At 66.9% G+C, this 23,428-nt stretch carries 22 protein-coding genes; 10 read left to right on the top strand and 12 right to left on the bottom strand.

Going from position 1 to position 23,428, the window contains the following annotated elements; translation table 11 throughout:
- Positions 1 to 644 precede the first annotated feature (644 nt).
- From NF876_RS36160 to NF876_RS36145, 4 genes are all read right to left on the bottom strand, one after another.
- Complete coding sequence (locus tag NF876_RS36160) at positions 645 to 869, bottom strand: hypothetical protein (RefSeq protein WP_262272877.1); 225 nt, start codon at positions 867 to 869, stop codon at positions 645 to 647.
- Positions 870 to 1,079: 210 nt separating this feature from the next.
- Positions 1,080 to 1,844 carry a hypothetical protein gene (locus NF876_RS36155; protein ID WP_262272876.1) on the bottom strand — a complete coding sequence of 255 codons (765 nt, stop codon included), beginning with the start codon at positions 1,842 to 1,844 and terminating at the stop codon, positions 1,080 to 1,082.
- Positions 1,845 to 2,216: 372 nt separating this feature from the next.
- Entirely contained in the window at positions 2,217 to 4,160 is a 1,944-nt protein-coding gene (locus NF876_RS36150; protein WP_262272875.1) for a bifunctional 2',3'-cyclic-nucleotide 2'-phosphodiesterase/3'-nucleotidase, read from the bottom strand.
- Positions 4,161 to 4,498: 338 nt separating this feature from the next.
- Complete coding sequence (locus NF876_RS36145) at positions 4,499 to 5,650, bottom strand: trans-sulfuration enzyme family protein (RefSeq protein WP_262272874.1); 1,152 nt, start codon at positions 5,648 to 5,650, stop codon at positions 4,499 to 4,501.
- 73 nt (positions 5,651 to 5,723) lie between these two features.
- On the opposite strand from NF876_RS36145, the gene NF876_RS36140 reads away from it, so the two are divergent.
- Positions 5,724 to 6,233, top strand: coding sequence for a TspO/MBR family protein (locus tag NF876_RS36140; protein ID WP_262272873.1), 510 nt, complete (start codon positions 5,724 to 5,726; stop codon positions 6,231 to 6,233).
- On the opposite strand, the gene hpt is transcribed toward NF876_RS36140, so the two are convergent.
- Positions 6,234 to 6,803, bottom strand: a complete 570-nt coding sequence (gene hpt / locus NF876_RS36135; protein WP_262272872.1) for a hypoxanthine phosphoribosyltransferase — start codon at positions 6,801 to 6,803, stop codon at positions 6,234 to 6,236. It abuts the gene before it with no gap.
- A 373-nt stretch (positions 6,804 to 7,176) separates the two neighbouring features.
- On the opposite strand from hpt, the gene ftsE reads away from it, so the two are divergent.
- The 5 genes from ftsE (at position 7,177) to NF876_RS36110 (ending at position 11,069) form a co-directional block, all read left to right on the top strand.
- A complete protein-coding gene (gene ftsE / locus NF876_RS36130) occupies positions 7,177 to 7,845 on the top strand; it encodes a cell division ATP-binding protein FtsE (protein ID WP_262272878.1) in 669 nt (222 codons plus the stop codon).
- 6 nt (positions 7,846 to 7,851) lie between these two features.
- Positions 7,852 to 8,826, top strand: a complete 975-nt coding sequence (locus NF876_RS36125; protein ID WP_262272871.1) for a cell division protein FtsX — start codon at positions 7,852 to 7,854, stop codon at positions 8,824 to 8,826.
- Positions 8,827 to 8,970: 144 nt separating this feature from the next.
- Positions 8,971 to 9,675: a YdcF family protein gene (locus NF876_RS36120; RefSeq protein ID WP_262272870.1), complete on the top strand. Its 705-nt coding sequence runs from the start codon at positions 8,971 to 8,973 to the stop codon at positions 9,673 to 9,675.
- 74 nt (positions 9,676 to 9,749) lie between these two features.
- Positions 9,750 to 10,517: a lysophospholipid acyltransferase family protein gene (locus NF876_RS36115; protein ID WP_262272869.1), complete on the top strand. Its 768-nt coding sequence runs from the start codon at positions 9,750 to 9,752 to the stop codon at positions 10,515 to 10,517.
- A gap of 117 nt (positions 10,518 to 10,634) precedes the next feature.
- On the top strand, positions 10,635 to 11,069 hold the full coding sequence (locus NF876_RS36110; RefSeq protein WP_262272868.1) for a hypothetical protein: 435 nt from the start codon (positions 10,635 to 10,637) through the stop codon (positions 11,067 to 11,069).
- On the opposite strand, the gene NF876_RS36105 is transcribed toward NF876_RS36110, so the two are convergent.
- The gene (locus tag NF876_RS36105) at positions 11,057 to 11,593 is read right to left on the bottom strand and encodes a gamma-glutamylcyclotransferase (protein WP_262272867.1); all 537 of its coding nucleotides are present in this window, start codon (positions 11,591 to 11,593) and stop codon (positions 11,057 to 11,059) included. The genes NF876_RS36110 and NF876_RS36105 overlap by 13 nt on opposite strands.
- Before the next feature lie 72 nt (positions 11,594 to 11,665).
- On the opposite strand from NF876_RS36105, the gene NF876_RS36100 reads away from it, so the two are divergent.
- Entirely contained in the window at positions 11,666 to 12,721 is a 1,056-nt protein-coding gene (locus NF876_RS36100) for a DUF2125 domain-containing protein (protein ID WP_262272866.1), read from the top strand.
- A gap of 35 nt (positions 12,722 to 12,756) precedes the next feature.
- Here NF876_RS36100 and NF876_RS36095 read toward each other — a convergent pair whose 3' ends face one another.
- The 4 genes from NF876_RS36095 to NF876_RS36080 all read right to left on the bottom strand — a co-directional run bounded on the left by NF876_RS36095 (position 12,757) and on the right by NF876_RS36080 (position 16,751).
- Complete coding sequence (locus NF876_RS36095; RefSeq protein WP_262272865.1) at positions 12,757 to 13,707, bottom strand: prephenate/arogenate dehydrogenase family protein; 951 nt, start codon at positions 13,705 to 13,707, stop codon at positions 12,757 to 12,759.
- Positions 13,700 to 14,800: a histidinol-phosphate transaminase gene (hisC, locus tag NF876_RS36090; protein ID WP_373696773.1), complete on the bottom strand. Its 1,101-nt coding sequence runs from the start codon at positions 14,798 to 14,800 to the stop codon at positions 13,700 to 13,702. The genes NF876_RS36095 and hisC overlap by 8 nt, the downstream gene beginning before the upstream one ends.
- 332 nt (positions 14,801 to 15,132) lie before the next feature.
- A complete protein-coding gene (locus NF876_RS36085) occupies positions 15,133 to 15,972 on the bottom strand; it encodes a chorismate mutase (protein WP_262272863.1) in 840 nt (279 codons plus the stop codon).
- 221 nt (positions 15,973 to 16,193) lie between these two features.
- Positions 16,194 to 16,751 (bottom strand): hypothetical protein, encoded by a 558-nt coding sequence (locus NF876_RS36080; RefSeq protein WP_262272862.1) that lies wholly within the window; start codon positions 16,749 to 16,751, stop codon positions 16,194 to 16,196.
- Between the two features lie 380 nt (positions 16,752 to 17,131).
- On the opposite strand from NF876_RS36080, the gene NF876_RS36075 reads away from it, so the two are divergent.
- From NF876_RS36075 to NF876_RS36065, 3 genes are all read left to right on the top strand, one after another.
- A complete protein-coding gene (locus tag NF876_RS36075) occupies positions 17,132 to 19,657 on the top strand; it encodes a calcium-binding protein (protein ID WP_262272861.1) in 2,526 nt (841 codons plus the stop codon).
- 182 nt (positions 19,658 to 19,839) lie between these two features.
- Positions 19,840 to 20,550 (top strand): glutathione S-transferase, encoded by a 711-nt coding sequence (locus NF876_RS36070; RefSeq protein WP_262272860.1) that lies wholly within the window; start codon positions 19,840 to 19,842, stop codon positions 20,548 to 20,550.
- A 102-nt stretch (positions 20,551 to 20,652) separates the two neighbouring features.
- The gene (locus NF876_RS36065; protein WP_262272859.1) at positions 20,653 to 20,937 is read left to right on the top strand and encodes a hypothetical protein; all 285 of its coding nucleotides are present in this window, start codon (positions 20,653 to 20,655) and stop codon (positions 20,935 to 20,937) included.
- Between the two features lie 21 nt (positions 20,938 to 20,958).
- Here NF876_RS36065 and NF876_RS36060 read toward each other — a convergent pair whose 3' ends face one another.
- Together NF876_RS36060 and NF876_RS36055 are read right to left on the bottom strand one after the other, a co-directional pair.
- A complete protein-coding gene (locus NF876_RS36060; RefSeq protein WP_262272858.1) occupies positions 20,959 to 21,747 on the bottom strand; it encodes a class II glutamine amidotransferase in 789 nt (262 codons plus the stop codon).
- Positions 21,748 to 21,985: 238 nt separating this feature from the next.
- Positions 21,986 to 23,086 carry an NAD(P)/FAD-dependent oxidoreductase gene (locus NF876_RS36055; RefSeq protein WP_262272857.1) on the bottom strand — a complete coding sequence of 367 codons (1,101 nt, stop codon included), beginning with the start codon at positions 23,084 to 23,086 and terminating at the stop codon, positions 21,986 to 21,988.
- Between the last annotated feature and the right edge of the window lie 342 nt (positions 23,087 to 23,428).

Raw genomic sequence — 23,428 nt, 5'->3', positions numbered from 1 at the left:
GGTTTGCTCAAATCGGGGCTCAACGGACATCGGTTGGTCTCCAGCGTGAGTGGATACAGCAACCTCACTCTGCCAGAGAGTGGACCGCTATCCACCCCCATAGGATCTGTAGTGCTAGAGCATCGGACGTGAAAAGTGGGTCCACTTTTGGGATCGGATCCGATGCTCCCCGCCTCAAGGGGCGCATCGTCCGGGACCCTGTCTTGATCGCTCGGCCGGATGGCACCCCGTCATCACCGGGCCCTGACCATCTTCTCCACGTCATCACCGGCCTTGTGCCGGTGATCCCGATTCCGAGAGGCGCCGTGCTCAAGACAATCGGGATGGCCGGCACAAGGCCGGCCATGACGTGGGGAGGGTGGCGGGAAGGGCGGAGGGTGCCATGACGTGCGGAGGGTGTCCGCACCGGCCTGTCCCACCCGCCACGTCATCACCGGGCTCGTCCCGGTGATCCCGATTGTCCGATGCTCCACTCTGGGCTGGCGCATCGTTCGACGCGAAAAACCGGGTCCACTCTTTCGCACGGTGCGCTCGAGCATCGGACCCAAAAGTGGAATCCACTTTTGGGATCGGATCCGGTGCTCCACTTTTGGCCGGCGCACCGTTGGCTGCGAAAAACCGGGTCCACTCTTTCGCACGGTGCGCTAGATGATGGTGGATCCATCCGATCTGACGCGGGCATCTCCGATCTGGCGGCCGAGCTTCTCGGCCTCCTGGTCGCTCACGTGGATCCGGACCAGGGTCCATTCCTTCTCCGACTTCCACAGGCGGAACGAGATCATGAACCCGTCGCCATCTTTCTGCGCATCGGCATGGGTTGCATCGGGCAGGTCGTAGGGCCCGAGGCCGTCGAAGGTCAGCTGTCCCACAATTCTCTCCGATCACGCGCCCCGTCGTCGACGGGTCGAAGCCCGGGCGCTGCTGGCAGTCCCGGTTCTATGTCTTCCCTTCACACGATTTTTCAAGCCATGCGAAGACGGCGTCCTGCTGCTCGGCGGTCAAGATATGCGCCAGAGGGCGGATTCGGGTCTCCAGGTTGTGCGGAGAAAGGGCCGGGAGCCTCGCCATGGCTGCCGGTGTCAGAGGTTGGGCGCGATCCGCAGCTCGAGCGTCGCGGAGGCGACGGGCCGGGTGTTGGGCGCGACCCCATAGCCGAGCCTGACCTTGAGGTCCGACCGGAACCGGTCCGCCGGCTGGGTCAGCCGGGTCCGGCCGACGAGTTCCGACACGAGGCCCGTGCTGATGTCCCCGCTGACGCCGTCCAGATTCATGCTGGGAAAGAGCCGCAGCTCCGTGCTCCACGCCTGGAGGGAGAGATCGAGCGGAATGTCCATGATGCCGCTCAGCGATTGCGAATAGGCGCTCTGCCCCGGGTCGAGGAAGCCCGCCATCGTCAGACCCACCGTGACGCCGAGCCGCTCCCAGCCCCGCGTCATGAAAGCCTCCCAGCTGGCTTTCGACGACAGGAGGGCCGTGTCGCGGCCGCCGCGGACCAGCTCCGTCCCGATCAGAAAGTTATAATCCTGGAACGGCTGCATCTTGGCCCCGACCGCGCGATCGACATCCGTCGGCAGGAAGGCCTGCATGTCGGTGCGGGCAATGCCGCTGGCCCAGACCTGGGTGCGGTTCAACCGGACCGGCGCGCGCGGCCGGGTCGCACGCTTGACCGCCAGATGATCGTCGAGCCAGGTCGAGGTGAGCGGCTCGGTCCAGATCTCGACCTCATTGGCCACGGCGACCGTCGACAGCGCGAGCGAAGCCGGGAGAAGCGATGCCAGGAGAAGCGACGTCACGGGAAGCGACGTCACGGGAAGCGACGGCGAGCGGCAAAACGGCAAAATCATCGAAACAATCAGCGCGGCAATGAGGATCGGACAGGAGCGATGCGGGCATTCGCGATGACGCTGGTTAACGCGACGTTAAAGCTCTCTCAATCGCCAGAGGGGCCGATCTTGCCGCTAAAGCATCGGACGTGAAAAGTGGACTTGCCCTTTTGGGATCCATCCGATGCTTTCTTCTTGAATGAGAGCATCGGTCAGAACGGACCCAGCGGGCCGCGCCAGCGACCCGAAGGGCCACGCTAGTGAAAACCGGACCCACTTTTGGGATCGATCCGGTGCTCAACCTCTGAAGCGGCGCATCGTGCGGAAAAGTGGACCCGGTTTTCCGCACGATGCGCTCGCGCCCGGCCGCCTCGCATCCGGCTTGCGTGAGGATCAGCTCACGATGCGGTACTTCACGAAGCCCTCCGGGGCGTCGCCCATCTTCTCGACCTTGATGCCGGCCGGCTGGTAATTGGAGGCGTTCGGGCCGGTGGTGAAGGTCACGGTGACGCCCGCGGGCGCCGCGAGCGACCAGGAGCCGTCGGCCTTCGGGGCCACTTCCTTCTTCTCGACGATGTAGCGCATGATCGCGTCGCGGGTGAGGTCCGGCGCCTCGAACACGATGGTGGTGCCGTCCGCTCCGGGGAAGTTGCCGCCGCCGCCGGCCCGGTAGTTGTTGGTCACCACGAGGAACTGCTGATCGTCCGTCACGGGCTTGCCGTTATAGGTCAGGTCCTTGATGCGGTGCGCATCGGCATTCACGACCTTGCCGTTGTCGTCGTAGCGCGAGGCTTGGGTCGGGTCGATCCTGTACTGCACGCCCGCGATCACGTCGAAATTGTAGGCCGGGAACTTTTGGTTGACGAGCTCCTGCTCGCCGCCCTTGGCCGGGTCGATCTGGTTGTAGATGCCGGCCGAGCGCTCCAGCCACTCCCGCACCTGCGCGCCCGTGACCTTCACCACGCGGATCGTGTTCGGATAGATGTAGATGTCCGCCATGTCCTTGATGGCGAGCGGGCCGGGCTTGATCTCGGTGAAATAGTTGGGTCCGCCGCGGCCGCCGGCCTTGAAGGGCGCCGCCGCCGAGAGGATCGGCAGGTCCTTGAACGGCGAGGCCTTGAGCTGGTCGGCCACGTACCAGGCCTGCGCCTCGGCGACGAGCTTCACCGACGCGTCGTCCGACACGAGCGAGTAGTAGGAGTGGATCGGCACGGCCGTCGTGCCGACGGGCTCGCGCACGTATTTCAGGGTCGCGTCGTGGCCGGCCTGGGCGGCCGCCATGACGGCCGCATCGGAATCGACCTTCGCGACGATCTTGCGGTCGACGCGGTCGTAGATCGGGCGCGCCTCGGTGCGGAAATTCGCCACCTTCCAGGCATCGCCCTCCTTGGTCAGCTCGAGATCGACCAGGCCGAGATGGCTGCCCCAGAAGCCGGCCATGACGGCGGGCTTGCCGTGCAGCGTGCCGGCCTTCACGTCGACGCCGGGAATGTTGGCGAATTCCTTGCCGCCCGGGAACGTGAAATGCTGGTGGCCCGTGAGGATCACGTCGATGCCCTCGACCTTGGCCAGATGCAGGGCGGCATTCTCCTCGCCGCCCTTGCGCTCGCCGCCGGCGATGCCGGAATGGCAGAGCGCCACGACGATGTCGGCGCCGGCCTTCTTGAGTTCCGGCACATGCTTGGCGGCCGCGTCGACGATGTCGATGGTGGTGGCCTTGCCGTCGAGATTGGCCTTGTCCCACTGCACGATCTGCGGCGGCACGAACCCGATCACGCCGATCTTGAGCGCCTGCTTGGCGCCGGCCTCGTCGACGAATTCGCGGTCGAGCACGAGCCAGGGCTTGAGCAGGGTCTCGCCGTTCGTCTTGATGACGTTGGCGCAGACCAGGGGGAATTTCGCCGCCCCGAGGGAGTTCTGAAGGAATTCCAGGCCGTAGTTGAACTCGTGGTTGCCCAGCGTGCCGCAATCGTAATTGAGCTCGTTCATGGCGGCGACCATCGGATGCACGTCGCCCGGCTTCATGCCGCGCCGATAGGCGACGAAGTCGCCCAGCGGCGAGCCCTGGATCAGATCGCCGTTGTCGAAGAGCAGGCTGTTCCTGGCCTCGGCCCGGGCTCCTTTCACGAGCGTCGCGGTACGCGCCAGGCCCACCGTGTCGTCCGCCGCATCGCGGTAATAATCATACGGGAAGATGTTCACGTGAAGGTCGGTGGTCTCCAGGATGCGGAGCTTCACGACCGGGCCGGCCGCGACGGCGAACCGGGGCATGCCGGCAACGGCGGCGGCGGCGACGCCAGTCTGAAGGACGCGGCGACGGGTGATGGAATGTGTCATGGTCTTCCCTTGGCGTGTCTTTTGGCGAATGGCATTCGCGTCTAGAGGTGTTTCCACTGGCGTGGAATCATCTCTCTTGGTTGGCTTGCCGCATTTTTAACGGCGAACCGGATCCACTTCGCCGAAAAATGCTCTAGCCGAGAGAAGCACAGGTTTTGTGACAGGATCAAGATAGCTGGCTAACGGGGCCGAAGAGCGGGGATAAGCCCGGCCGGCGCGGCTCCCCGGCCGTCACCGGGCTCGTCCCGGCGGTCCCGATGGATCGAAGCCTCCCGCTTCACCGTCTCGAGATGGCCGGCGCAGGGCCGGCCATGACGGAACGGTCGCGGAAGCGAGCGTCAGCCCCGCAGGGCCTCGTCGAGATCCCGATACAGGTCCTCCACGTCCTCGATGCCGGTGGAGAGGCGCAGGAGGTCCGGCGGGCACGGGGTGCCGGGGCCTTCGATGGAGGCGCGGTGCTCGATGAGGCTCTCGACGCCGCCCAGCGATGTGGCGCGCTTCCACAGGCCCACGCGGGCGGCCGTGCGGATCGCCGCGGCCTCCCCGTCCGAGACCTGGATCGACAGCATGTAGCCGAAGCCGTTCTCCATCTGACGGGCCGCGATGTCGTGGCCGGGATGCTGCGGCAGGCCGGGATAGAGCACGCGGGCGACCTTCGGGTGGTCGGAGAAGCGCTGCGCCAGGTCGAGCGCGCTCCGCGCCTGGGCGGCCGCCCGGACGTGGAGCGTGCGCATGCCGCGCATCAGGAGATAGGCCTCGAACGGCCCGAGGATGGCGCCCTGCATCTTGCGGATCGACGCGACCCGCGCCCAGAAGGCGTCGGCCTTGGCGCCCGCGAGCACGCCGGCCACCACGTCGGAATGGCCGTTCAGCACCTTGGTGGCCGCATGCATGACGATATCGGCGCCGAGCGTCAGCGGCCTGGTGTGATACGGCGAGGCGGTGGTGGAATCGACCGCGAGCCGCGCCCCGGCCGCATGGGCGATCTCGGCGGCGGCCGCAATGTCGGTGACGGTCCAGAGCGGGTTCGAGGGCGTCTCGATCCAGACCAGCTTGGTCTCACCGGGCTTCACGGCCTCGCGCAGGGCGTCGAGGCTGTCCGTCTCGACGAAATCGACCTTGAGGCCCCAGCGCACGGCTTCCGTCATCAGCCAGCTGCGCAGGGCCCAGTACATGACCTTGGAGGCCACGATGTGATCGCCGGGATCGAGCGCCTGGAACACGGCCGTGGCCGCCGCCATGCCGGACGAGAACAGCAGGGCGCCGGCCTCGGCCTCCTCCAGCATGGCCAGCACCTCTTCGGCCTCCCGGATGGTGGCATTGTCCGGCCGGCCGTAGACGAAGCCGGACGAATAGGCGTTGTCCTCGTCGCGGATATAGGTGGTCGTCACGTGGATCGGCGGCACGATCGCCTTCGTGATCGGATCCACATGGCCCATGGCCTGAGCGGTCAGGCTGCGCTTCGACCACGGGGAACGCGATGACGACATGAGGGAACCTCCGCAAGCGTGACAGGTTGCGTCACAGGGACAATGATGCGCACCTCATAGAGGGATTTCGAGCATGCATACAGACCAAACTGCGCCGGGCAGCCATGCAACGCCGCGGCTGCCGCGCTTCCTGGTGAGCGTGCTGCCGGTGGTGGCCGTGGCGGTCTCGGCGAGCCTGATCACGCAGCCGAACATCCCCGGCTGGTACGCGGCCCTGCAGAAGCCCGGCTTCACGCCGCCGAACTGGGCCTTCCCGGTCGCCTGGACCCTGCTCTATGCCCTGATGGCGTACGCGCTCTGGCGCATCCTCAGCCTGCCGGAGAACCGGCCCGGCCGCGGGACCGCCATCGTGGCGTTCTTCGTGCAGCTGACCCTGAACGGGCTCTGGTCCTTCGCCTTCTTCGGCGGCAGGAGCCCGCTCGCGGGCCTCGTGGTGATCGCGGCCCTGATCGTGGCGATCCTGGCGACGATCCGCGCCTTCTGGCGGCTCGACCGCACGGCCGGCCTCCTCCTCCTGCCGTATCTCGCCTGGGTGGCCTATGCGACCCTGCTCAACGGGACGATCTGGCGGCTCAACGGCTGATCATTCCGGCTTGTCGAAGAGGTCGGGGCTCTTGTCCAGGTGGTCGACCACGCCCACGAAGGGGAGCTGGCGGTAGGAATGGGCCACGTCCATGCCGTAGCCGACGACGAACACGTCCGGGCAGGTGAAGCCCACGTAATCCGGGCTGATCTGCACGGCGCGCTTGCCGGGCTTCTCCAGGAGCACCGCGGTCTTCACGCTCTTGGCGCCGCGGGCCATCAGCAGGTCCTTGGCGAAGGTCACAGTCCGGCCCGACTCGAGAATGTCGTCCACGAGCAGCACGTCGCGGCCGCGCACGTCGCTCTCCACGTCCCGCAGGATCGTCACGTTGCCGGTCGAGACGGTGCCGTCGAGATAGCTCGACAGGTGCACGAACTCGACCTGCGGGGCGAGGCCCGAGCGGTGCAGGGCGCGGATCAGGTCGGCGGCGAACATGAAGCTGCCCTTGAGCACGGCGACGACGAGCAGGTTCTGCGGCTTGGCGGCGGCGATTTCCTGGGCCAGGGCCTCGTTGCGCCTGGCGATCGTGTCTTCGTCGAAGAGAACCCGGATGCGGGGGGCAGTGCTCATCGTCATCAATCCAGCAAAGAATGGAAGGCCCTGGGCCTTTCCCCTTCACGACCATGCTTGGCCCGGGATGTCAAACGGACTCGATGGTTTTCGCGGCTGACGGGCGGCTTTCGGCGCCCCTCCCGGGGCCGACCGCACGGGGCCGGCGATGGCCAGCGGGGAGGATGCGCGATGCGCGATCCCCGTCCCTCCTGCGGCAATGTCCCGCGAAACCCTCGCTTTCCGTCAAGGTCCCGCAAGTTTATGGCTTGCTAACCATACAGGGGCGATAAGAGGGCGAATCGCGGCCTTCGTCCGCCACAAGAACCGGCAACCTCCAAGGATGGCTAGAGCACGCGTGAGGGCGTTTCACCACGAGGACGACGACGAGGGCATGGCGGCGGCCGTGCATTTCGAGAATGTGGGCGTGCGCTACGGCATGGGCCCCGAGGTCCTGCGCGACCTGACCTTCTCCATCGAGCCGAACTCCTTCCAGTTCCTCACCGGCCCGTCGGGCGCCGGCAAGACGACCCTGCTGCGGCTCATCCTGATGTCGGTGAAGCCGACCCGCGGCCTGATCTCCCTGTTCGGCGAGGACGTGTCGCGGATCTCCAAGGACGATCTCACGTCGCTGCGCCGCCGCATGGGGGTGGTGTTCCAGGATTTCCGCCTCCTCGACCACCTGACCACCTACGAGAACGTGGCCCTGCCGCTGCGGGTGCAGGGCAAGGAGGAGGCGAGCTACCGGGCGGAGGTCGTGGAGCTCCTGCGCTGGGTCGGCCTGGGCGACCGCATGCACATGCTGCCGCCGGTGCTCTCGGGCGGCGAGAAGCAGCGCGCCGCCATCGCCCGCGCGCTGATCGTGCGCCCCGACCTGCTGCTCGCCGACGAGCCCACCGGCAACGTGGACCCGTCGCTCGCCCGCCGCCTGCTGCGCCTCTTCATCGAACTCAACCGGCTCGGAACTTCGGTGGTGATCGCGACCCACGACTTCAGCCTCATGGATCAGCTCGACGTGCGCCGCCTCGTGCTCGGCGACGGCCGGCTGCACATCGACGAGTGACCTGAGATGAGCGCCGCGTCCCAACCCCGCCTGAGGAAGGCCGCCGCGCCCGACGGGCAGAAGCGCTCCCTGCCCGCCTCCCTGAGCCGGAACGCCCCGCTCGTCCCGGTCGACTCGGCCGGCGGGCAGGCGCTCGCCGCCGTCATCGCCATCCTGACCTTCCTGGCCGCGCTCTGCGCCGGCGGCGCCGAACTGGTCTCGGCCTCCTCGGCCCAGTGGCGCTCGGAAATCGCCCGGGAGGTCACGATCCAGATCCGCCCCAATCCGCAGCGCGCGATCGACCAGGACGTGGACCGCGCCGTGGCGCTGGCCCGGCAGGCGCCGGGCGTGGAGCAGGCCCAGGCCTTCTCGAAGGAGGAATCGGAGCGCCTCCTGGAGCCGTGGCTCGGAACCGGGCTCGACTTCAAGGACCTGCCGGTTCCCCGCCTGATCGTGATCAAGATCAAGCAGGACGCGAAGCCCGATTTCGGCCCGCTGCGGCAATCCCTGCAGCGGGAGGTGCCAGGCGCGTCCCTGGACGATCATGCCCTCTGGGTGTCCCGGCTCTCGACCATGGCCAACACGATCATCGGCGTCGGGGTGTTTCTCGTCGCCCTGGTGCTCGTGGCCGCGGGCCTCGCCGTGATCTTCGCCACCCGGGGCGCCATGGCGGGCAACCGGGAGGTCGTCGAGGTGCTGCATTTCGTGGGTGCCAACGACGATTTCATCGCCCGGGAGTTCCAGCGCCGCTTCTTCCGCCTGGGGTTGCGCGGCAGCGCCATCGGGGCGGCGGCGGCCCTGATCCTCACCCTGATCCTGGGCTTCGTCACACGCTCCTGGCGGGCCAGCCCCACGGGCGACCAGCTCGAGGCGCTCTTCGGCGCCTTCACGATCAGCTGGAGCGGCTACGCGGTGGTGATCCTCATCGCGCTGCTGGTTGCTCTCATCACGGGCATCGTCTCGCGCTTGACCGTGAGACGATTTCTTAATGAAAATGGTTGATGGTGACAGTTGACCCAAACCGAAGGGGTTGCCTCTCCATTGCCGCAATCTCCGTTAATGTCGTCCAGGATGACCTCGCGAACGCAGAGTTGGAGTGCGCCGGGCGCCACGGAGTCCACAGAGGCCTTGGGCTGGGGCTGGACCATGTCGCCAACGGCTAAGCATCCCGTCCGACGTTCGCCGGTGAACCGCCTGCTGGCCTTCGGGTTCTGGAGCTGCATCGCGGTCCTGGTCGCCGGTTTCCTCGGATTTCTCGGATTCGTCTATCACCTCGACCGATTCGAGCAGCCGCCCGAGACCCGGGCCGACGGGATCGTCGCCATGACGGGCGGCGCGCAGCGGATCGGCGACGCCATCGACCTGCTCGCCAAGGGCTATGCCAAGCGGCTCCTGATCTCCGGCGTCAACGAGAACACCAGCCGCGACCAGATCGCCCGCCTCAATCCGGGCCAGCGGCGGCTGTTCGATTGCTGCGTGGACCTCGACTACCGCGCCCGCAACACCATCGGCAACGCCATCGAGACCCGGCGCTGGGCCGAAGCGAACGGGTTCGACGCCATCATCGTGGTGACCTCGAACTACCATATGCCGCGCACCCTCGTGGAGCTCGACCACGCCCTGCCGAACCTCCAGAAGATCCCCTACCCGGTCGCGGCGACCATAGATCCCCACGAGTGGTGGCACAACCCGTCCGTCGCCCGGGTGATCTTCACGGAATATCTGAAGTTCCTGGCCGTCTGGGTCCGGACCCGGTTCGAGGGCGATCCGGAGCGCTCCTCGGTGGCGAAGATCATCAGCGGCGGAGCCCCCATCAAGGCGCAGATGCTCGCCGAGCCGCTCTGGCGCTAGAGCCCCGGCGAAAAACCCTCTATGGTGCGCGGCCCGCGGAGCACGATGCTCCGCTTCCCGTTTTCCAAGAAGCCATGCTCATCGTCCGCTCCCTGCTGTTCAACGTCGCCTTCTACGCCAACCTGATCCTGTGGCTGATCATCCTGATCCCGGGCTTCCTGGTGCCCCGCCGCATGTTCATGGAACTGGTCAAGACCTGGGGGCGCACCTCGATCTGGCTTCTGCGCGTGATCGCCGGAACCCGCGTGGTGATCACCGGCCAGGAGAAGATCCCGCCGGGCGGCGCCCTGGTGGCGGCCAAGCACCAGTCGTTCCTCGAGACCTTCGCCCTCGTGACGATCCTCGACGACCCGACCTACATCCTCAAGCGCGAGCTGATGTGGATCCCCTTCTTCGGCTGGTACCTGGCGAAGGCGCGCTGCGTGCCGGTCAACCGCAAGGCCGGGTCGTTCGCCCTGGTCCAGATGACCGCCCGGGCCAAGGACGAGGCCCAGCACGGCCGCCAGATCATCATCTTCCCCGAGGGCACCCGCCGCCCGCCGGGCGCTCCCCCGGCCTACAAGTACGGCGTGGCGCATCTCTACCAGAATCTCGGCTTTCCCTGCGTTCCGATCGGCATGAATTCGGGCCTCTACTGGCCGCGCCGCCAGTTCATCCGCCGCCCCGGCACGGTGCGGATCGAGATCCAGGACCCGATCGCCCCCGGACTGCCGCGGGAGGAGTTCTTCAGGCTCGTGCAGGAGCGGATCGAGACGTCGTCCAACCGGCTCCTGGAGGAAGGCCGCCGGGAACTCGGCCTCGGCCCCGCATCCGCCTCCGGGGCATCGCTGTCGAAGGTCTGACGGGGCCGCCGACAGACGGGTCGGGTGCGGGCGCGCACAAAATCCCGCAAACCCAGGCGCAGCCAAGCTTTCGGCAATCTTGACGACTCACGCGCCCGTTCTTACATATAAGAACATATGGCGAACAAACGAACCATATCCTGGAATGCGGCCATGCGGGATCTCCGCAACGACCGAGTGCGGAGGGCTGGCGTGCGCGAGGAACGGCTACGGGCGACCGCAGGGCTTCGCTCCTCTTCGACCTTAAGCTCCTGGCGCGGCCGTTCGGGACGCCGCTACATCGTCGGGGTCCATCCGCTGAACGAGACGGAGCTTCTCGACGTCACCGACGCGGTGATCCTCGCCGTGAAGCGGGACGCCGCAGGCACCGGGATCGTGGTCGATGCCGCGATGGCCGCCTCCGATCCGAGCGAGCAGCCCCGGATGCGCTGGCTCGCCAGGGTCCGCGACCGGGGCGCCACCGAACTCCACATCCATCGCCTCGCGGCCACCGAGGACGACCGCCGCGCGATCTTCGAGGATCTGCGCGAGAACGAGACTCAGGACTGCTGATCGAGCGCGTCGACGATCCGGTGCAGCAGCGGATCGACCACGTGCATGCCGATGAGGTGATCATAGGTGGAGCGGACGTAGTCCGGATTGCGTCCTGAAACGCCCTCTCCCTGGCGCACGAGCCGCAAGACCTCCTCGTCGGACAGCCGGCCCGCATATTGGCCGTGATTACGGTCGACCACGTAGGCCAGCGCGCGGACCCGGCGCGCATCAGCCAGCCTGACGGGCAGATGCCGTTCGAGATAGACCGAGGTCACCTGCTCGCGCTCGCGCAGGTACCGGATCGTGGCCTCGGCCTCCTCGGGCGCGACGCGAAACGCCACGCCGTGACAGCGCCCGCCCCGGTCGAGCCCCAGGACGAGGCCCGGATGCTCCGGCGTGCCGCGGTGGACGTGGGAGAAGACGCACAGGGACCGGTGGTAGCCGTAGAGATGGGCGTGGACCCGCTCGAGATAGGGAAAGCCCGGCCGCCACATGAGCGAGCCGTAGCCGAACACCCATAAATCCTCCGTGAGCTCCTTCATGTCACCCCGCCCGACGCTTGCCTGCATCCGGCGCTACCAGTAACCACACACCAGCACAACAGGAGATCACGCATGGATCAGGCCGCCCCGACGGGGAATGTTCGCCGCAGCCGGTTCTGGCTCTACACGCCCTTCGTTCTGCTGCTGCTCGTCGCCATCGCCTGGAGCGTCGCCTGGTTCGTGATCCGCGGCCGCACCGCGGACGCGCTCGACGGCTGGATCGCCGCGGAGGCGCGCAGCGGGCGGCAATGGACCTGCGGCGACCGCACCATCGTGGGCTACCCGTTCCGCATCGAAATCATCTGCGACACCCTCGATCTGAAACGGGGCGCCGTCTCGGCCTCGTTCGGGCGCACCGAGGCGGTCGCGCAGGTCTATCAGCCCCGCCGGGTCATCCTGGAGGTGGCCGGCCCCCTGCGGGTGACCGACGGCACGGTGACGGTCAACGGCCGCTGGGATCTCCTGCAGGCCAGCATCAACGCCTCCCAGACGGGCCTGCAGCGCCTGTCGCTCGCCGCCAACGCCCCGCAGGTGACGGTCACGGGCCTCGGCGCCGGCGAGATCGCCGGATCGGGCCGGCACCTGGAACTTCACGTGCGCCCCAATCCCTCGCGCAGGGCGGAGCTCGCCGGCGATGTCGCCGCCTCGGTGACGGAAGCCCGCATTCCGATCCTCGATGCTCTCGTGGGCGGCCCGGAGGCCACCAACCTGAACGCCGACGTCACCGTGACGCAGGCGGACGGCTTCAAGGGCGGCACCATCGCCGAGGAGCTGGAGCTCTGGCGCAGCGCCGGCGGCAAGCTCGACATCCTGATGCTGTCGGCCGCCAAGGGCCCGCGCCAGATCGAGACCAAGGGCGAGCTGCGCCTCGACGAGCAGCACCGGCCGGCCGGCCAGCTCACGGTCGCGGCGGCGGGCCTCGACGGGCTTCTCGGCAACCTGACCGGCGGGCGCGTCGGCGGCAACCTTCTCGGCATGCTGCTGGGCCAGGGGCCCCGGGCCAACAACGCCGCGCAGCCCAACGCCAAGCCGCAGCTCGCCTCCCTGCCGCCCCTGCGGCTCGAGAACGGCTTCCTGGCCATGGGCCCCTTCGTGATCCCGAACGTCAGGCTGCAGCCGCTGTATTGACGGGCCTGCGCCGTCATGGCCGGGAGGAGGACGAACTAAGTCTTGTCCTCGCGCCGGCGGCCGAAATCCGGCTCCGGCGTTTCCTGGCCCGACGAGATGATGCCGCGGCGGATGGCCCGGGTGCGGGTGAAGAGGTCGAACAGCTTGTCGCCCTCGCCCCACCGGATGGCGCGGGCGAGCAGCGCGATATCCTCGTTGAGGCGGCCCAGCATCTCCAGCACGGCTTCCCGGTTGTGCAGGAAGACGTCGCGCCACATGGTCGGGTCCGAGGCCGCGATGCGCGTGAAGTCGCGGAAGCCGCCGGCCGAGAACTTGATCACCTCTCCTTGAGTGACGGTCTCGAGATCCGCCGCCGTGCCGACGATGTTGTAGGCGATCAGGTGCGGCACGTGGCTGGTGATGGCGAGCACCAGATCATGGTGCTGCGCGGTCATGACCTCCACGTTCGACCCCATGGCCTCCCAGAAGGCGCGCACGCGCCCGACGGCCGTCTGATCCGTGCCCTCCGGGGGCGTGAGAATGCACCAGCGGTTGTGGAACAGCGTCGCAAAGCCGGCATCGGGGCCGGAATGCTCCGTGCCGGCCACGGGATGCGCCGGGACGAAAAGCACGCCGTCCGGCAGATGCGGCTGCACCTGCGCGATCACCGAGGCCTTCACGGAGCCCACGTCCGACACGATGCAGCCGGGCTTCAGGCCCGGCTTCATGGCCTCGGCCACCTGGCCGCAGACCCCGACCGGCACGCACAGGATCACGAGATCCGCATCGCGCACGCCCGCCGCCGCATCGGTGGTCGCCTCGTCGGCGATCCCGATGTCCCGCACCCGTGCGATTACGGCCTCGCTCGCATCGACGGCGACGATCGTGCGCGCCAGGTTGAGATGCCGGGCCGCCCGGGCGATCGACGAGCCGATCAGCCCGAGCCCCACGAGGGCGAGGCGCTCGAAGATGGGCGTTTCACGGGGCGGGCCGAGACGCTCAGGCATGCTGCCCCCCCAGGAAATCGCGCAACGCCGCCACCACGAGACCGTTCGCCTCCTCGCCGCCCACGGTCAGGCGCAGGGCGTGCGGCAGGCCATAGGCGTCGATCCGGCGCAGGATCAGGCCGCGGCCGGAGAGAAAGGCGTCGGCGTCCTTCGCGGTCCGGCCCTCCTCCTGCGGAAAATGGATCAGCAGGAAGTTGCCGACGCTCGGCGTGACCTTCAGGCCCAGGGCCTCGATCTCGCGGGTGAGCCAGGCGAGCCAGCGTTCGTTGTGCTCGACGGCGGTCGCGACATGCGCCTCGTCCTGGATCGCCGCGATGCCGGCCGCCATGGCCGGGCCGCTGACGTTGAAGGGGCCGCGGATCCTGTTGACCGCGTCGGCGATAGGGGCGGGCGCCACCATCCAGCCGAGGCGCAGGTTGGCGAGGCCGTAGATCTTCGAGAAGGTGCGGGTCATCACCACGTTCTCGGACGTGGCGACGAGCTCGAGGCCGGATTCGTAATCGTTGCGCCGGACATATTCCGCATAAGCGGCGTCGAGCACCAGCACCACGTGCGGCGGCAGCCCCGCATGCAGGCGCTTGACCTCGTCGAACGGGATATAGGTGCCGGTCGGGTTGTTGGGATTGGCCAGGAAGACGATTTTGGTCCTGTCCGTCACCTTCGCCAGGATCGCATCCACGTCCGTGCGCAGATCCGTCTCCGGCGCCACCACGGGCGTGCCGCCGGCGGCCAGGATGGCGATCCGGTAGACCAGGAAGCCGTGCTCCGTGAAGACGCCCTCGTCCCCGGGGCCCACATAGGCATGGGTGATGAGCGCGAGCAGCTCGTCCGAGCCCGCCCCGCAGATGATCCGGTTCGGATCGAGCCCGTACCGGGCCGCGATCGCTTCCCGCAGCCGGGTCGACGCCCCGTCGGGATAGAGCTCGAGGTGATCGAAGGACCGGATCGCCTCCACGGCCTTGGGCGAGGGGCCGAGCGGGGTCTCGTTCGAGGACAGCTTGTGGACCTTGGCAACCCCTGCGGCCTTGCTCTTGCCGGGCACATAGGCGTCGATCTGCATCACGCCGGGACGGGGTTGGGGACGGGTGGACATCTTCACTTCCTAGCAATCGATCGGTGAGAATGGCTCTAGAGCATCGGACCCGAAAGTGGAATGCACTTTCGGGATCGAATCCGATGCTCAACCCTTTCAGTGGCGCACCGTCCGACGCGAAAAACCGGGTCCGCTTTTTCGCACGGTGCGCTCGAGCATCGGACGCAAAAGTGGGAGCCGGTTTTGCGTGAGCAGATGCTCCAAAACAAAAGCCTAAAGCATCGGGCGCAAAAGTGGGAACCGGTTTTGCGCGAAAAGATGCTTTGAAACAAAAGCTAAGGCATCGGGCGTGAGTTCGATCACACGTCCGATGCTTTAGCGCAGGTCAGTTCTCATTTCACGCGGAAACGTTCGGCATGGCTGCCGATCTCGGCGAGCTGGGCAAGGCTCGCGCCGGCCCTGGTCAGCGCCTGGCTCAGCTGCGCCGGCTCGACGTCGCCGGGCACGGCGATGAGCTCCGACAATCCGTTGGTATCCGCCGCGCTCGCCACCACCTCGCCGCCGAGCGCGATCAGGGCCTCGTTGGCGCCCCTGTGCCAGCGCTCGAACTGGGCCGCGTAGAGCACCACGTCGCGCACGGCCGCGTCGGTCAGGGGCTTCGAGATGACGAAGACCGGGGTGCCGGCCGGATGGTCGGGTCGCTCGATGAAGGGCAGGCGCGCGATGATCTTCGGACGGCGCCGGTCGGCGAGCGTGCGCCACCAGGCGCCGCTCGTCGCGCCCTGGTCGAGCCGGAAGATGCCGAGATCGCCCCGGGACGCCGCCACCGCCTCGATCACCGCGGCGGCGCTCGGATGGGTCACGTAGGGCACCGTGAAGCCGAAATGGAATCGGGCCGAGTCGCGCATGGGAGCGTCGCCGCCCGAGATGTCCGCGTGGACCGCGTAGTTCGACTGGACATAGGTGAAGGTGCCGATGATCACCCGCCAGATGCTCTCCACCGTGTCGAGCGGGAGCAGCCCCTGGTGGCGCTCGGCCAGGGCCTTCATCATCGAGGCCTCCCGTCCCGGCCGGAACGCGGAGCTCAGGCCGGCCTGGGAAGCCTTCTTGGACGCGATCAGCCGGTCGATGATGGTGCCGCGCTCCATGAGCAGCCGGTGCATCGCCTCGTCGATGCGGTCGATGTCCTGGCGCAGCTCGGCCAGGGAGGGAGCGGGCTTCTCGGCGGTCATGGACGGGATCCTTGAGGGTCGCCCTTCTTTGACCGCTTTGTGCCCCCTTGTCATCACCGGACTTTATGCCGGCGACCCCGCCGGGGGCGCCGCGCCCTTCGGAGCGGGATGGCCGGCACAAGGCCGGCCATGACGGGGGAGGTTGTCATCACGCGCTCGCACCCCCTCCACGTCATCACCGGGCTTGTCCCGGTGATCCCGATCGTCTGGAACGCCCCACCTCACCGGATCGGGACGGCCGGCCATGACGTGGGGAGCGTGGCAGGACGGGAGAGCGTCACGCTGCGGGCGGGTGCCTGATCCGTGTCGATGTCAAAGAGCAGCACCTGGAGGCCCGCAGCCTCTGGGCTGCGAGCCTGCGGTGGGATCGAGGGTGGTGCGCGTGGCGGCCCGGCTCGATGCTTGTGGTGGGGGATGGACGAGCCGGCCCGCCGCTCGCGCCCGCACCTCACCCTCACTCCCACCCGCCCCGTCATGGCCGGGCTTGTCCCGGCCATCCCGATTGTTTGGAGCGCGGCGCCCCACCGCATCGGGATCACCGGCACGAGGCCGGTGATGACGTGGAGGGGGACAGAACGTGCGGAGATGGCCGCACGGGCGGTGGGGCAGAGCGGAAGCGGGATGGTCGCGACGAGCCCGGCCCCGGCGAGAGGGGCGTCAGTGAGGCCGCGGGATGACGGAAGGGTACCGGCCCCGTGATGCGGGAGCGGCGGGCCCGGCGGCTCGGGCAACGGGGCCCCCGGGGCGATCATGTGTTCCCGCGCACAGGCGAGCTTCATCTTTCTCGATACTGAAACATTGTCGCAATGATGGAAATTTTCAATGGCGCTTCAAATACTTACCCAAGGTGAGGCAGCTCGATCTGCCGTTTGGGCACGTTCCGTTACGGCCGACCCTCTCTGAACGGAGAGTTGTTCGCCCGAACACGCGCTTTTATAGCCTTGTAACCAAGTTGCCCTGACGGTCCCACGGCCTCCGATGCTGCGGAAGCCGCGATCCTCACGGCACCCCAGGGCGCACAACCGAGAGATCTTTTCACCGCGCAAGCACCCCCGGCGGCCCCGGCCGCCGAACCCTTCCGAGCGCCTGCCCCAAGGGCCCCGCCCGACGGTCCGGCCGCACCCGACGACATTCACGTCAGTTTTCAGGAGAGCATGAGATGACGTTCAAGATTTGGGGCACCGAGAACACGATCAATCACAAGATTGGCGTCGACTATGATGCGATCACGATGCTGCCGGGCGGTGGATACGTAGTGACATGGCGAGAGAACAATAAAATCGCGTTTCAGCTTTATGATGGAAACGGCACGACCGACAACGTCACTCGCTTTGTCGAGGCTTCGGGAGCAGGGCTTACGCAGCAATTCTCGGACGTGTTTGCATTTGACGCTGAAGGCGGATTTGCCATTACTTGGACTGAGGGCAACGGAACCACTGGCCGTACTCTTAAGAATCAAAAGTTCAATTTCGACGGTTCGGCAAACGGCGCCGCTTCAACGCTGAACTCAGTTACCATGAATGATGGCGCGCAAACGAGTCCCGATTTTTTTGCAGGACAATGGGCTACGACATACATTCAGCTGATCGGTCCGACAAAGACTGTTCGCCTCGTACAAAATGGTCTGGAAGTTGACGTCGCCACCGGCTCGGTTGATCGACCGGACGTCGCCTATATCGGAGGAGAGAAGCATGTTGTTTCTTACCAGACCGATGCCAACGGTAAAGTTTCCTTCAGGGTCGTCAATGATGGCACGTTGGAGACTCAAGTCACTTTGGACGGAGTGAGGGCTGATGTCATTGGATTGAAAGACCCAACGACAGGTCTTCCGAATGGCAAGTTTGCTGTCATCGTCGATAAAGGTGCAGCAGGCACTGAAGCACGAATATACAACTCGGCGGACGTGAGTGCTAATCCGGCTATTATCAACCTCGGCGGCACCAAAGCGAACAACACTTTATATGACTACGCCAGTGGGACTGCTCTCAAGAATGGTGGACTTGCGGTTGCCTACATCGCAGCCGACGGAACCGATCTCGGCGACGTCTACGTTCGGGTCATTGATGCGAATGGCGTCCCGGGCAATCCTATCAAGATAAACGCACGGGCTTCCATGGAGAATGGCTCGCAGCGGGATCCCATGATCTCGGAAATGGCCGATGGGCGCCTCTCCGTATCTTGGATTGACCCATCTATCTCTGACGGCAGTGCACCAAGCATTGTGTCGTCCACCATCGTCGATGCGCGCGTTGCCAAGATCGACGTGAAGGGGACAAGCCACGACGATATCTATGCTCCCTCCGAGTTTGCCAAAGATACTCTCAATGGCAAAGGCGGCTTCGATACGCTGACCTTCAATGGCACAACGACCGGGGGTGTCGCCGTCGATCTCGTCGCCGGCAACGGATCGGCGGGCGACGCAGCAGAGGATACCTACACGAGCTTCGAGAAGGTGATTGGCTCGAGCTTCAACGACACGCTGACCGGCGGCGCCGGCCACGTGCTCGTCGGCGGCGCCGGCAACGATACCTATAACGTGTCCGCCACCGACACCGTGATCGACGAGTCCGGCGGCGGCACCGATCAGGTCTTCTCGTCCGCCACCTACACGCTCTCGGCCGGCATCGAGAACCTGTTCGGGACCGGGGATGCTGCGATCGACCTCACGGGCAACGGGAGCGGCAACATCATCGGCGGCAACGAGGCGGCGAACCGGATCACCGGCCTCGCGGGCGACGACGCCCTCTACGGCAATGGTGGCAACGACATCCTCGACGCGGGCGACGGCAACGACGCCCTCGACGGCGGCGCGGGCGACGACGCTCTCGCCGGCGGCACCGGAAACGACGTGCTGTACGGCCGTGACGGCAACGATACCCTCAACGGCGACGACGGCAACGACATCCTCGACGGCGGCGCCGGCAACGATGCCCTCAACGGCGGCAACGGGGCCGACGCGCTCTCCGGCGGCGACGGGGTCGACAATCTCGTCGGTGGTGCGGGCGACGACGTCCTGAACGGCAATGGCGGCGCCGACGTGATGAACGGCGGCGACGGCAACGACGTCTATTACATCGACGACCTGGGCGATCAGGTCATCGACGGCGCAGGCGTTGATACCGTGTACATCGCGGTCAATGGCTACGACCTCAACAGGCTCGGCGCGATCGAGAACCTCACCGGCATCGGTACGGCCTCCATCACGCTGACGGGCAATGCGTCCAACAACCTGCTGACCGGCAACGACGGCGCCAACATTCTCATGGGCGGCGCCGGCAACGACGTGCTCTCCGGCGGCGCGGGCAAGGACCGGCTGCACGGCGGGCTCGGAGCCGATGTGCTCGACGGCGGCAGCCAGGCGGACATCTTCGTGTTCGACACGAACCCGAAGACGAAGGGCAATGCCGACCGGATCGTGAACTACGCCAAGGAAGATGCGATCTACATCGACGACAAGTACTTCAAGGTCGGCCCTAAGGGTTCCCTCGCGAAGCCGAAGGCGATGGCGTCCAAGTACTTCTATGCCGGCACGAAAGCGCACGATGCCGACGACCGGATCATCTACAACAAGAAGACCGGCGGCTTGTATTACGATTCCGACGGCACCGGCTCGCAGAAGGCGGTGCTGTTCGCCACGATCACGAACAAGCTCAAGATCGACTACCACGAATTCTTCGTGATCTGATCCGGGCACGACTCCCGTAGGGCAAGAAGGGAAACGGCGTCCTGCCAGGCAGGGCGCCGTTTCGCTGTCCGGGCAAGGCTGCCGCGTTCCCGCGCCCCGGTCGCGGCCTGGTCGCGTGACACCTTGCGCGGAACGCTTTCGGCTCCATTCTTCTTCATGTCGGAGCATCACGGGAGCACCGCATGGCGTACGAACTCTACTACTGGCCGACCATCCAGGGACGCGGCGAATTCGTCCGGCTGGCCCTCGAAGAGGCCGGGGCCGACTACATCGACGTGGCCCGGGAATCGGAAGGGGTCGCCGTGATGATGCGGATGATGAAGCATGCGGAGCGCCCGCCCCTCGCGCCGCCTTTCCTCAAGGACGGCGAGACGGTCATCGGCCAGACGGCCGCGATCCTGCTCTATCTCGGGGCGCGCCACGGGCTCGCGCCCAAGGACCCGGCCGGGGGCCTGTGGACCCATCAGATCCAGCTCACCATCGCGGACCTGGTGGCGGAGGCGCACGACACCCATCATCCCGTGGGGGTGGGCCTCTATTACGAGGACCAGAAGGCGGAGGCGCTGCGGCGCGCTGAAGAGTTTCGCGGAGACCGGATCCCGAAGTTCCTGGCCTGGTTCGACACGATCCTGGCGCGCAATCCCGAGGGCGATGCGCATCTCGTCGGCCGCGCGCTCACCTATGCGGACCTCTCCCTGTTCCAGCTCGTGGAGGGATTGTCCTACGCCTTCCCGAAGGCCACGGCGCGCGCGCTGAAGCAGGCGCCGCGGGTCGCCGCCCTGCACGACGCCGTCGCCCGGCGGCCGCGCATCGAGGCCTATCTCGCAAGCCCCCGCCGCATCCCCTTCAACGAGGAGGGCATCTTCCGGCGCTATCCGGAACTGGATCGTTAACGGCCTGTTAAGGGCCAGCGGGCGTGAATGGCCCGTTCTTCCCGTCCGGCCTCAATTCCTCCACGCTGCCTGTGGATCCTCACGAACGATCAGGAGCCTAGCATGACCGAGGACACCGAGGGCGTCGCGATCCGTCTCTGGCGCGACCGGGCGCAGCTGCGCGAGCAGGAGCGGAACGAGATTCAAGCCCGCCTTCGGATCGCCGAGGAGAAGATCGCCATCCTGCTGGCCGAGAACGACCGGCTCGCCGCCGAGAACGCCCGGCTGCGGTCGATGGGCGGCCCGGACGACGGCGCCGCCCGCACCGAGACCGAGCTTCAGATGGAAGCGCTCAAGGGCGCCCTGATGTCCCTCATCGCCCGGCCGGCCGACAGCCTGACCTCGTGAGAGCGCGAAGCCGCGCGGCGCTCACGCCGCCAGGCAGTCCATGGCGGCGTTCAGGCACTCGACCGTGACGCTGCCGCCCGTGGCCACGAGGCTGCAGCCCTTGGGCACCTCGCGCCAGCCTCGGGTCTTGTCGTCGATGGGCTCCGAGACCACCAGCAGGTTGCCGTCCTCCTGGCGGAAATACAGGGTCGGCGGCCTGGCATCGCAGGCCCAGCGATAGGCCCACAGGCTCTCGCCGTCCGTGAAGGCGGCGGTGAAGCGCAGCGCCTCCTCGATGCCCGCCTGGTCCATGAGGCCGCGCACCTGCTTGAGGGTCCTGGCCATGGCGGTGACCGGCTCGTCCGGCAGGCCATTGGCCAGGGCGAGGAGGAAGATCGCTTCCGAATCCGTGGTGCCGAGGCGACGGTCGTAGAGCTCGTCCGGAATCAGGGCTTCCAGGCGGCGCTTGATGCGCCCGTAGCCGCCGATCTGGCCGTTATGCATGAAGAGATGCCGGCCATGGGCGAAGGGGTGGCAATTGGCCCGCGTCGTCGAGGTGCCGGTGGAGGCGCGCACATGGGCGAAGAAGAGCCGGGAGCGCACCTGCTCGCACAGGCTCCTCAGGTTCTCGTCCGACCAGGCCGGGCGGACCTCCCGGTAGATCCCGGGCTCGCGGCGCTCCCCGTACCAGCCGATGCCGAAGCCGTCGCCGTTCGTCTCGGTCTTGGCCTCGATGGCGTGCAGCGACTGATGGACCAGGGAATGGGCCGGAGCACAGACGAGCTCGTCGAGGAAGATCGGCTCCCCCCGGTAGGCGAGAAAGCGGCACATCGGCTACGGCAACCCCTTGGACCATCGCGCGTCGTAACGATGTTGTACTCTCCTGCATGGATGGTGAACAGCCGGTTAACGGCCCCGCCGCGGCCGGCCGGACTTCAGCGCATCGTGTGGGCCTGCGGGTCACTGGCGTGGCCCGCTGGGTCCGCCCCGAACGATGCGCCGCTTAAGGACGAGAGCATCGGATCCGATCCCAAAAGTGGGTCCGCTTTTGGGTCCGATGCTCTCGGCGTCAGGCCGATGCGGCGAGCCTGTCCGCCACGTCCTCGGCGATCGCCAGGCACGATGTCAGGCCCGGGCTCTCGATGCCGAAGAGCTGCACGAGCCCGGTCAGCCCGTGCTCGGCCGGGCCGTCGATCATGAAATCGGCCGCCTTCTCGCCGGCCCCGGTGAGCTTGGGGCGGATGCCGGAATAATCGGGCACGAGCGCGCCGTCCGGGAGCCCGGGCCAGTAGCGGCGGATCGAGGCATAAAAGCTCTCGGCCCGGCGCGGATCGACCTCGTACTCTTCCCGGTCGATCCATTCCACGTCGGGCCCGAAGCGCATGCGGCCCGAGAGGTCCAGGGTCACATGGGTGCCCAGGCCGCCGTCGACGGGAGCGGGATAGATCAGGCGCGAGAAGGCGGGTTTGCCGAGGCAGCCGAAATAATTGCCCTTGGCGAGCACCAGCTTCGGCACCCGGTCGGCGGGATAGCCTTCCGTCGCGCGGGCGAGCGCCTGCGCCCCGAGCCCGGCGGCATTGACCACCGCGTCGACGACGAGATCCGTGGGCTCCTCGCCGCCCACATGGACGTTCCAGCCGCCTGCGTCCCGGGCGATGCGCGCGACGGGCGCGTGGAACGCAATGGCGCCCCCGGCATCCTCCAGGTCGCCCTGGAGCGCCAGCATGAGGGCGTGGCTGTCGACGATCCCGGTCTCCCGCGACAGCACGGCCCCGGTGCAGGCGAGATTCGGCTCGAGGGCCCGCGTTTCCTCGCCGGTCAGGAAGGACAGTCCCTCAACCCCGTTGGCCAGCCCCTGCTCGTAGATGCCCTCGATCTTGGACTGTTCGAGATCGTTGGTCGCCACGATGAGCTTGCCGCATCGGGCATGCGGCACGCCGTGGCTGTCGCAGAAGGCGTAGAGCATCCGCCGGCCCTCGACGCAGTGACGCGCACGGAGCGAGCCCGACGGGTAATACATGCCCGCATGGATGACCTCGCTGTTGCGCGAGGAGACCCCGTTGCCGATGCCGCCCGTCGCCTCGGCGACGATCACGCCGTGGCCGCGCAGGGCGAGCGCGCGCGCCACCGCGAGCCCGACGACGCCGGCCCCCATCACGAGAACGTCCATGGCCGCCTCCCCGCGGTTCGGAAGTCGGGATGCCGGAATCTGCGACGGCGTTCGCGAGCTTTCCGCGACTGCAGATCCGACCGCCCCGCCCTAGAGCATCGGATGGATCCCAAAAGGGCAAGTCCACTTTTCACGTCCGATGCTTTAGCCTTGCAGGTCGCATGGAAAAGGCGGCCTCGCGGATGCGGGCCGCCCTTGCCGTGTGCGTCGATCAGAGGCGCTTGCCGGTCTGCTCGTCGAAGAGGTGGACGAGCCTGGGATCGGGGGTGACGCGGATCTGCTGGCCGGGCTGCGCGTCGACGCGCTCGCGGAACACGCCCACCACGTCGGCGCCGCCGAACT

Source organism: Microvirga yunnanensis (assembly GCF_025460875.1).
Note: the sequence above shows the minus strand (reverse complement) of the source record. Positions and strands in the feature narration are given on the sequence as shown.

Coding starts and splice junctions, on each gene's coding strand:
- NF876_RS36065 (WP_262272859.1), top strand. CDS start 20,653: ATGACCGAGGACACCGAGGGCGTCGCGATCCGTCTCTGGCGCGACCGG.
- NF876_RS36120 (WP_262272870.1), top strand. CDS start 8,971: ATGTCGCCAACGGCTAAGCATCCCGTCCGACGTTCGCCGGTGAACCGC.
- NF876_RS36070 (WP_262272860.1), top strand. CDS start 19,840: ATGGCGTACGAACTCTACTACTGGCCGACCATCCAGGGACGCGGCGAA.
- NF876_RS36060 (WP_262272858.1), bottom strand. CDS start 21,747: ATGTGCCGCTTTCTCGCCTACCGGGGGGAGCCGATCTTCCTCGACGAG.
- NF876_RS36055 (WP_262272857.1), bottom strand. CDS start 23,086: ATGGACGTTCTCGTGATGGGGGCCGGCGTCGTCGGGCTCGCGGTGGCG.
- NF876_RS36080 (WP_262272862.1), bottom strand. CDS start 16,751: ATGAAGCTCGCCTGTGCGCGGGAACACATGATCGCCCCGGGGGCCCCG.
- NF876_RS36125 (WP_262272871.1), top strand. CDS start 7,852: ATGAGCGCCGCGTCCCAACCCCGCCTGAGGAAGGCCGCCGCGCCCGAC.
- NF876_RS36105 (WP_262272867.1), bottom strand. CDS start 11,593: ATGAAGGAGCTCACGGAGGATTTATGGGTGTTCGGCTACGGCTCGCTC.
- NF876_RS36115 (WP_262272869.1), top strand. CDS start 9,750: ATGCTCATCGTCCGCTCCCTGCTGTTCAACGTCGCCTTCTACGCCAAC.
- NF876_RS36140 (WP_262272873.1), top strand. CDS start 5,724: ATGCATACAGACCAAACTGCGCCGGGCAGCCATGCAACGCCGCGGCTG.
- NF876_RS36145 (WP_262272874.1), bottom strand. CDS start 5,650: ATGTCGTCATCGCGTTCCCCGTGGTCGAAGCGCAGCCTGACCGCTCAG.
- NF876_RS36085 (WP_262272863.1), bottom strand. CDS start 15,972: ATGACCGCCGAGAAGCCCGCTCCCTCCCTGGCCGAGCTGCGCCAGGAC.
- ftsE (WP_262272878.1), top strand. CDS start 7,177: ATGGCGGCGGCCGTGCATTTCGAGAATGTGGGCGTGCGCTACGGCATG.
- hisC (WP_373696773.1), bottom strand. CDS start 14,800: ATGTCCACCCGTCCCCAACCCCGTCCCGGCGTGATGCAGATCGACGCC.
- hpt (WP_262272872.1), bottom strand. CDS start 6,803: ATGAGCACTGCCCCCCGCATCCGGGTTCTCTTCGACGAAGACACGATC.
- NF876_RS36155 (WP_262272876.1), bottom strand. CDS start 1,844: ATGATTTTGCCGTTTTGCCGCTCGCCGTCGCTTCCCGTGACGTCGCTT.
- NF876_RS36150 (WP_262272875.1), bottom strand. CDS start 4,160: ATGACACATTCCATCACCCGTCGCCGCGTCCTTCAGACTGGCGTCGCC.
- NF876_RS36095 (WP_262272865.1), bottom strand. CDS start 13,707: ATGCCTGAGCGTCTCGGCCCGCCCCGTGAAACGCCCATCTTCGAGCGC.
- NF876_RS36110 (WP_262272868.1), top strand. CDS start 10,635: ATGGCGAACAAACGAACCATATCCTGGAATGCGGCCATGCGGGATCTC.
- NF876_RS36100 (WP_262272866.1), top strand. CDS start 11,666: ATGGATCAGGCCGCCCCGACGGGGAATGTTCGCCGCAGCCGGTTCTGG.
- NF876_RS36075 (WP_262272861.1), top strand. CDS start 17,132: ATGACGTTCAAGATTTGGGGCACCGAGAACACGATCAATCACAAGATT.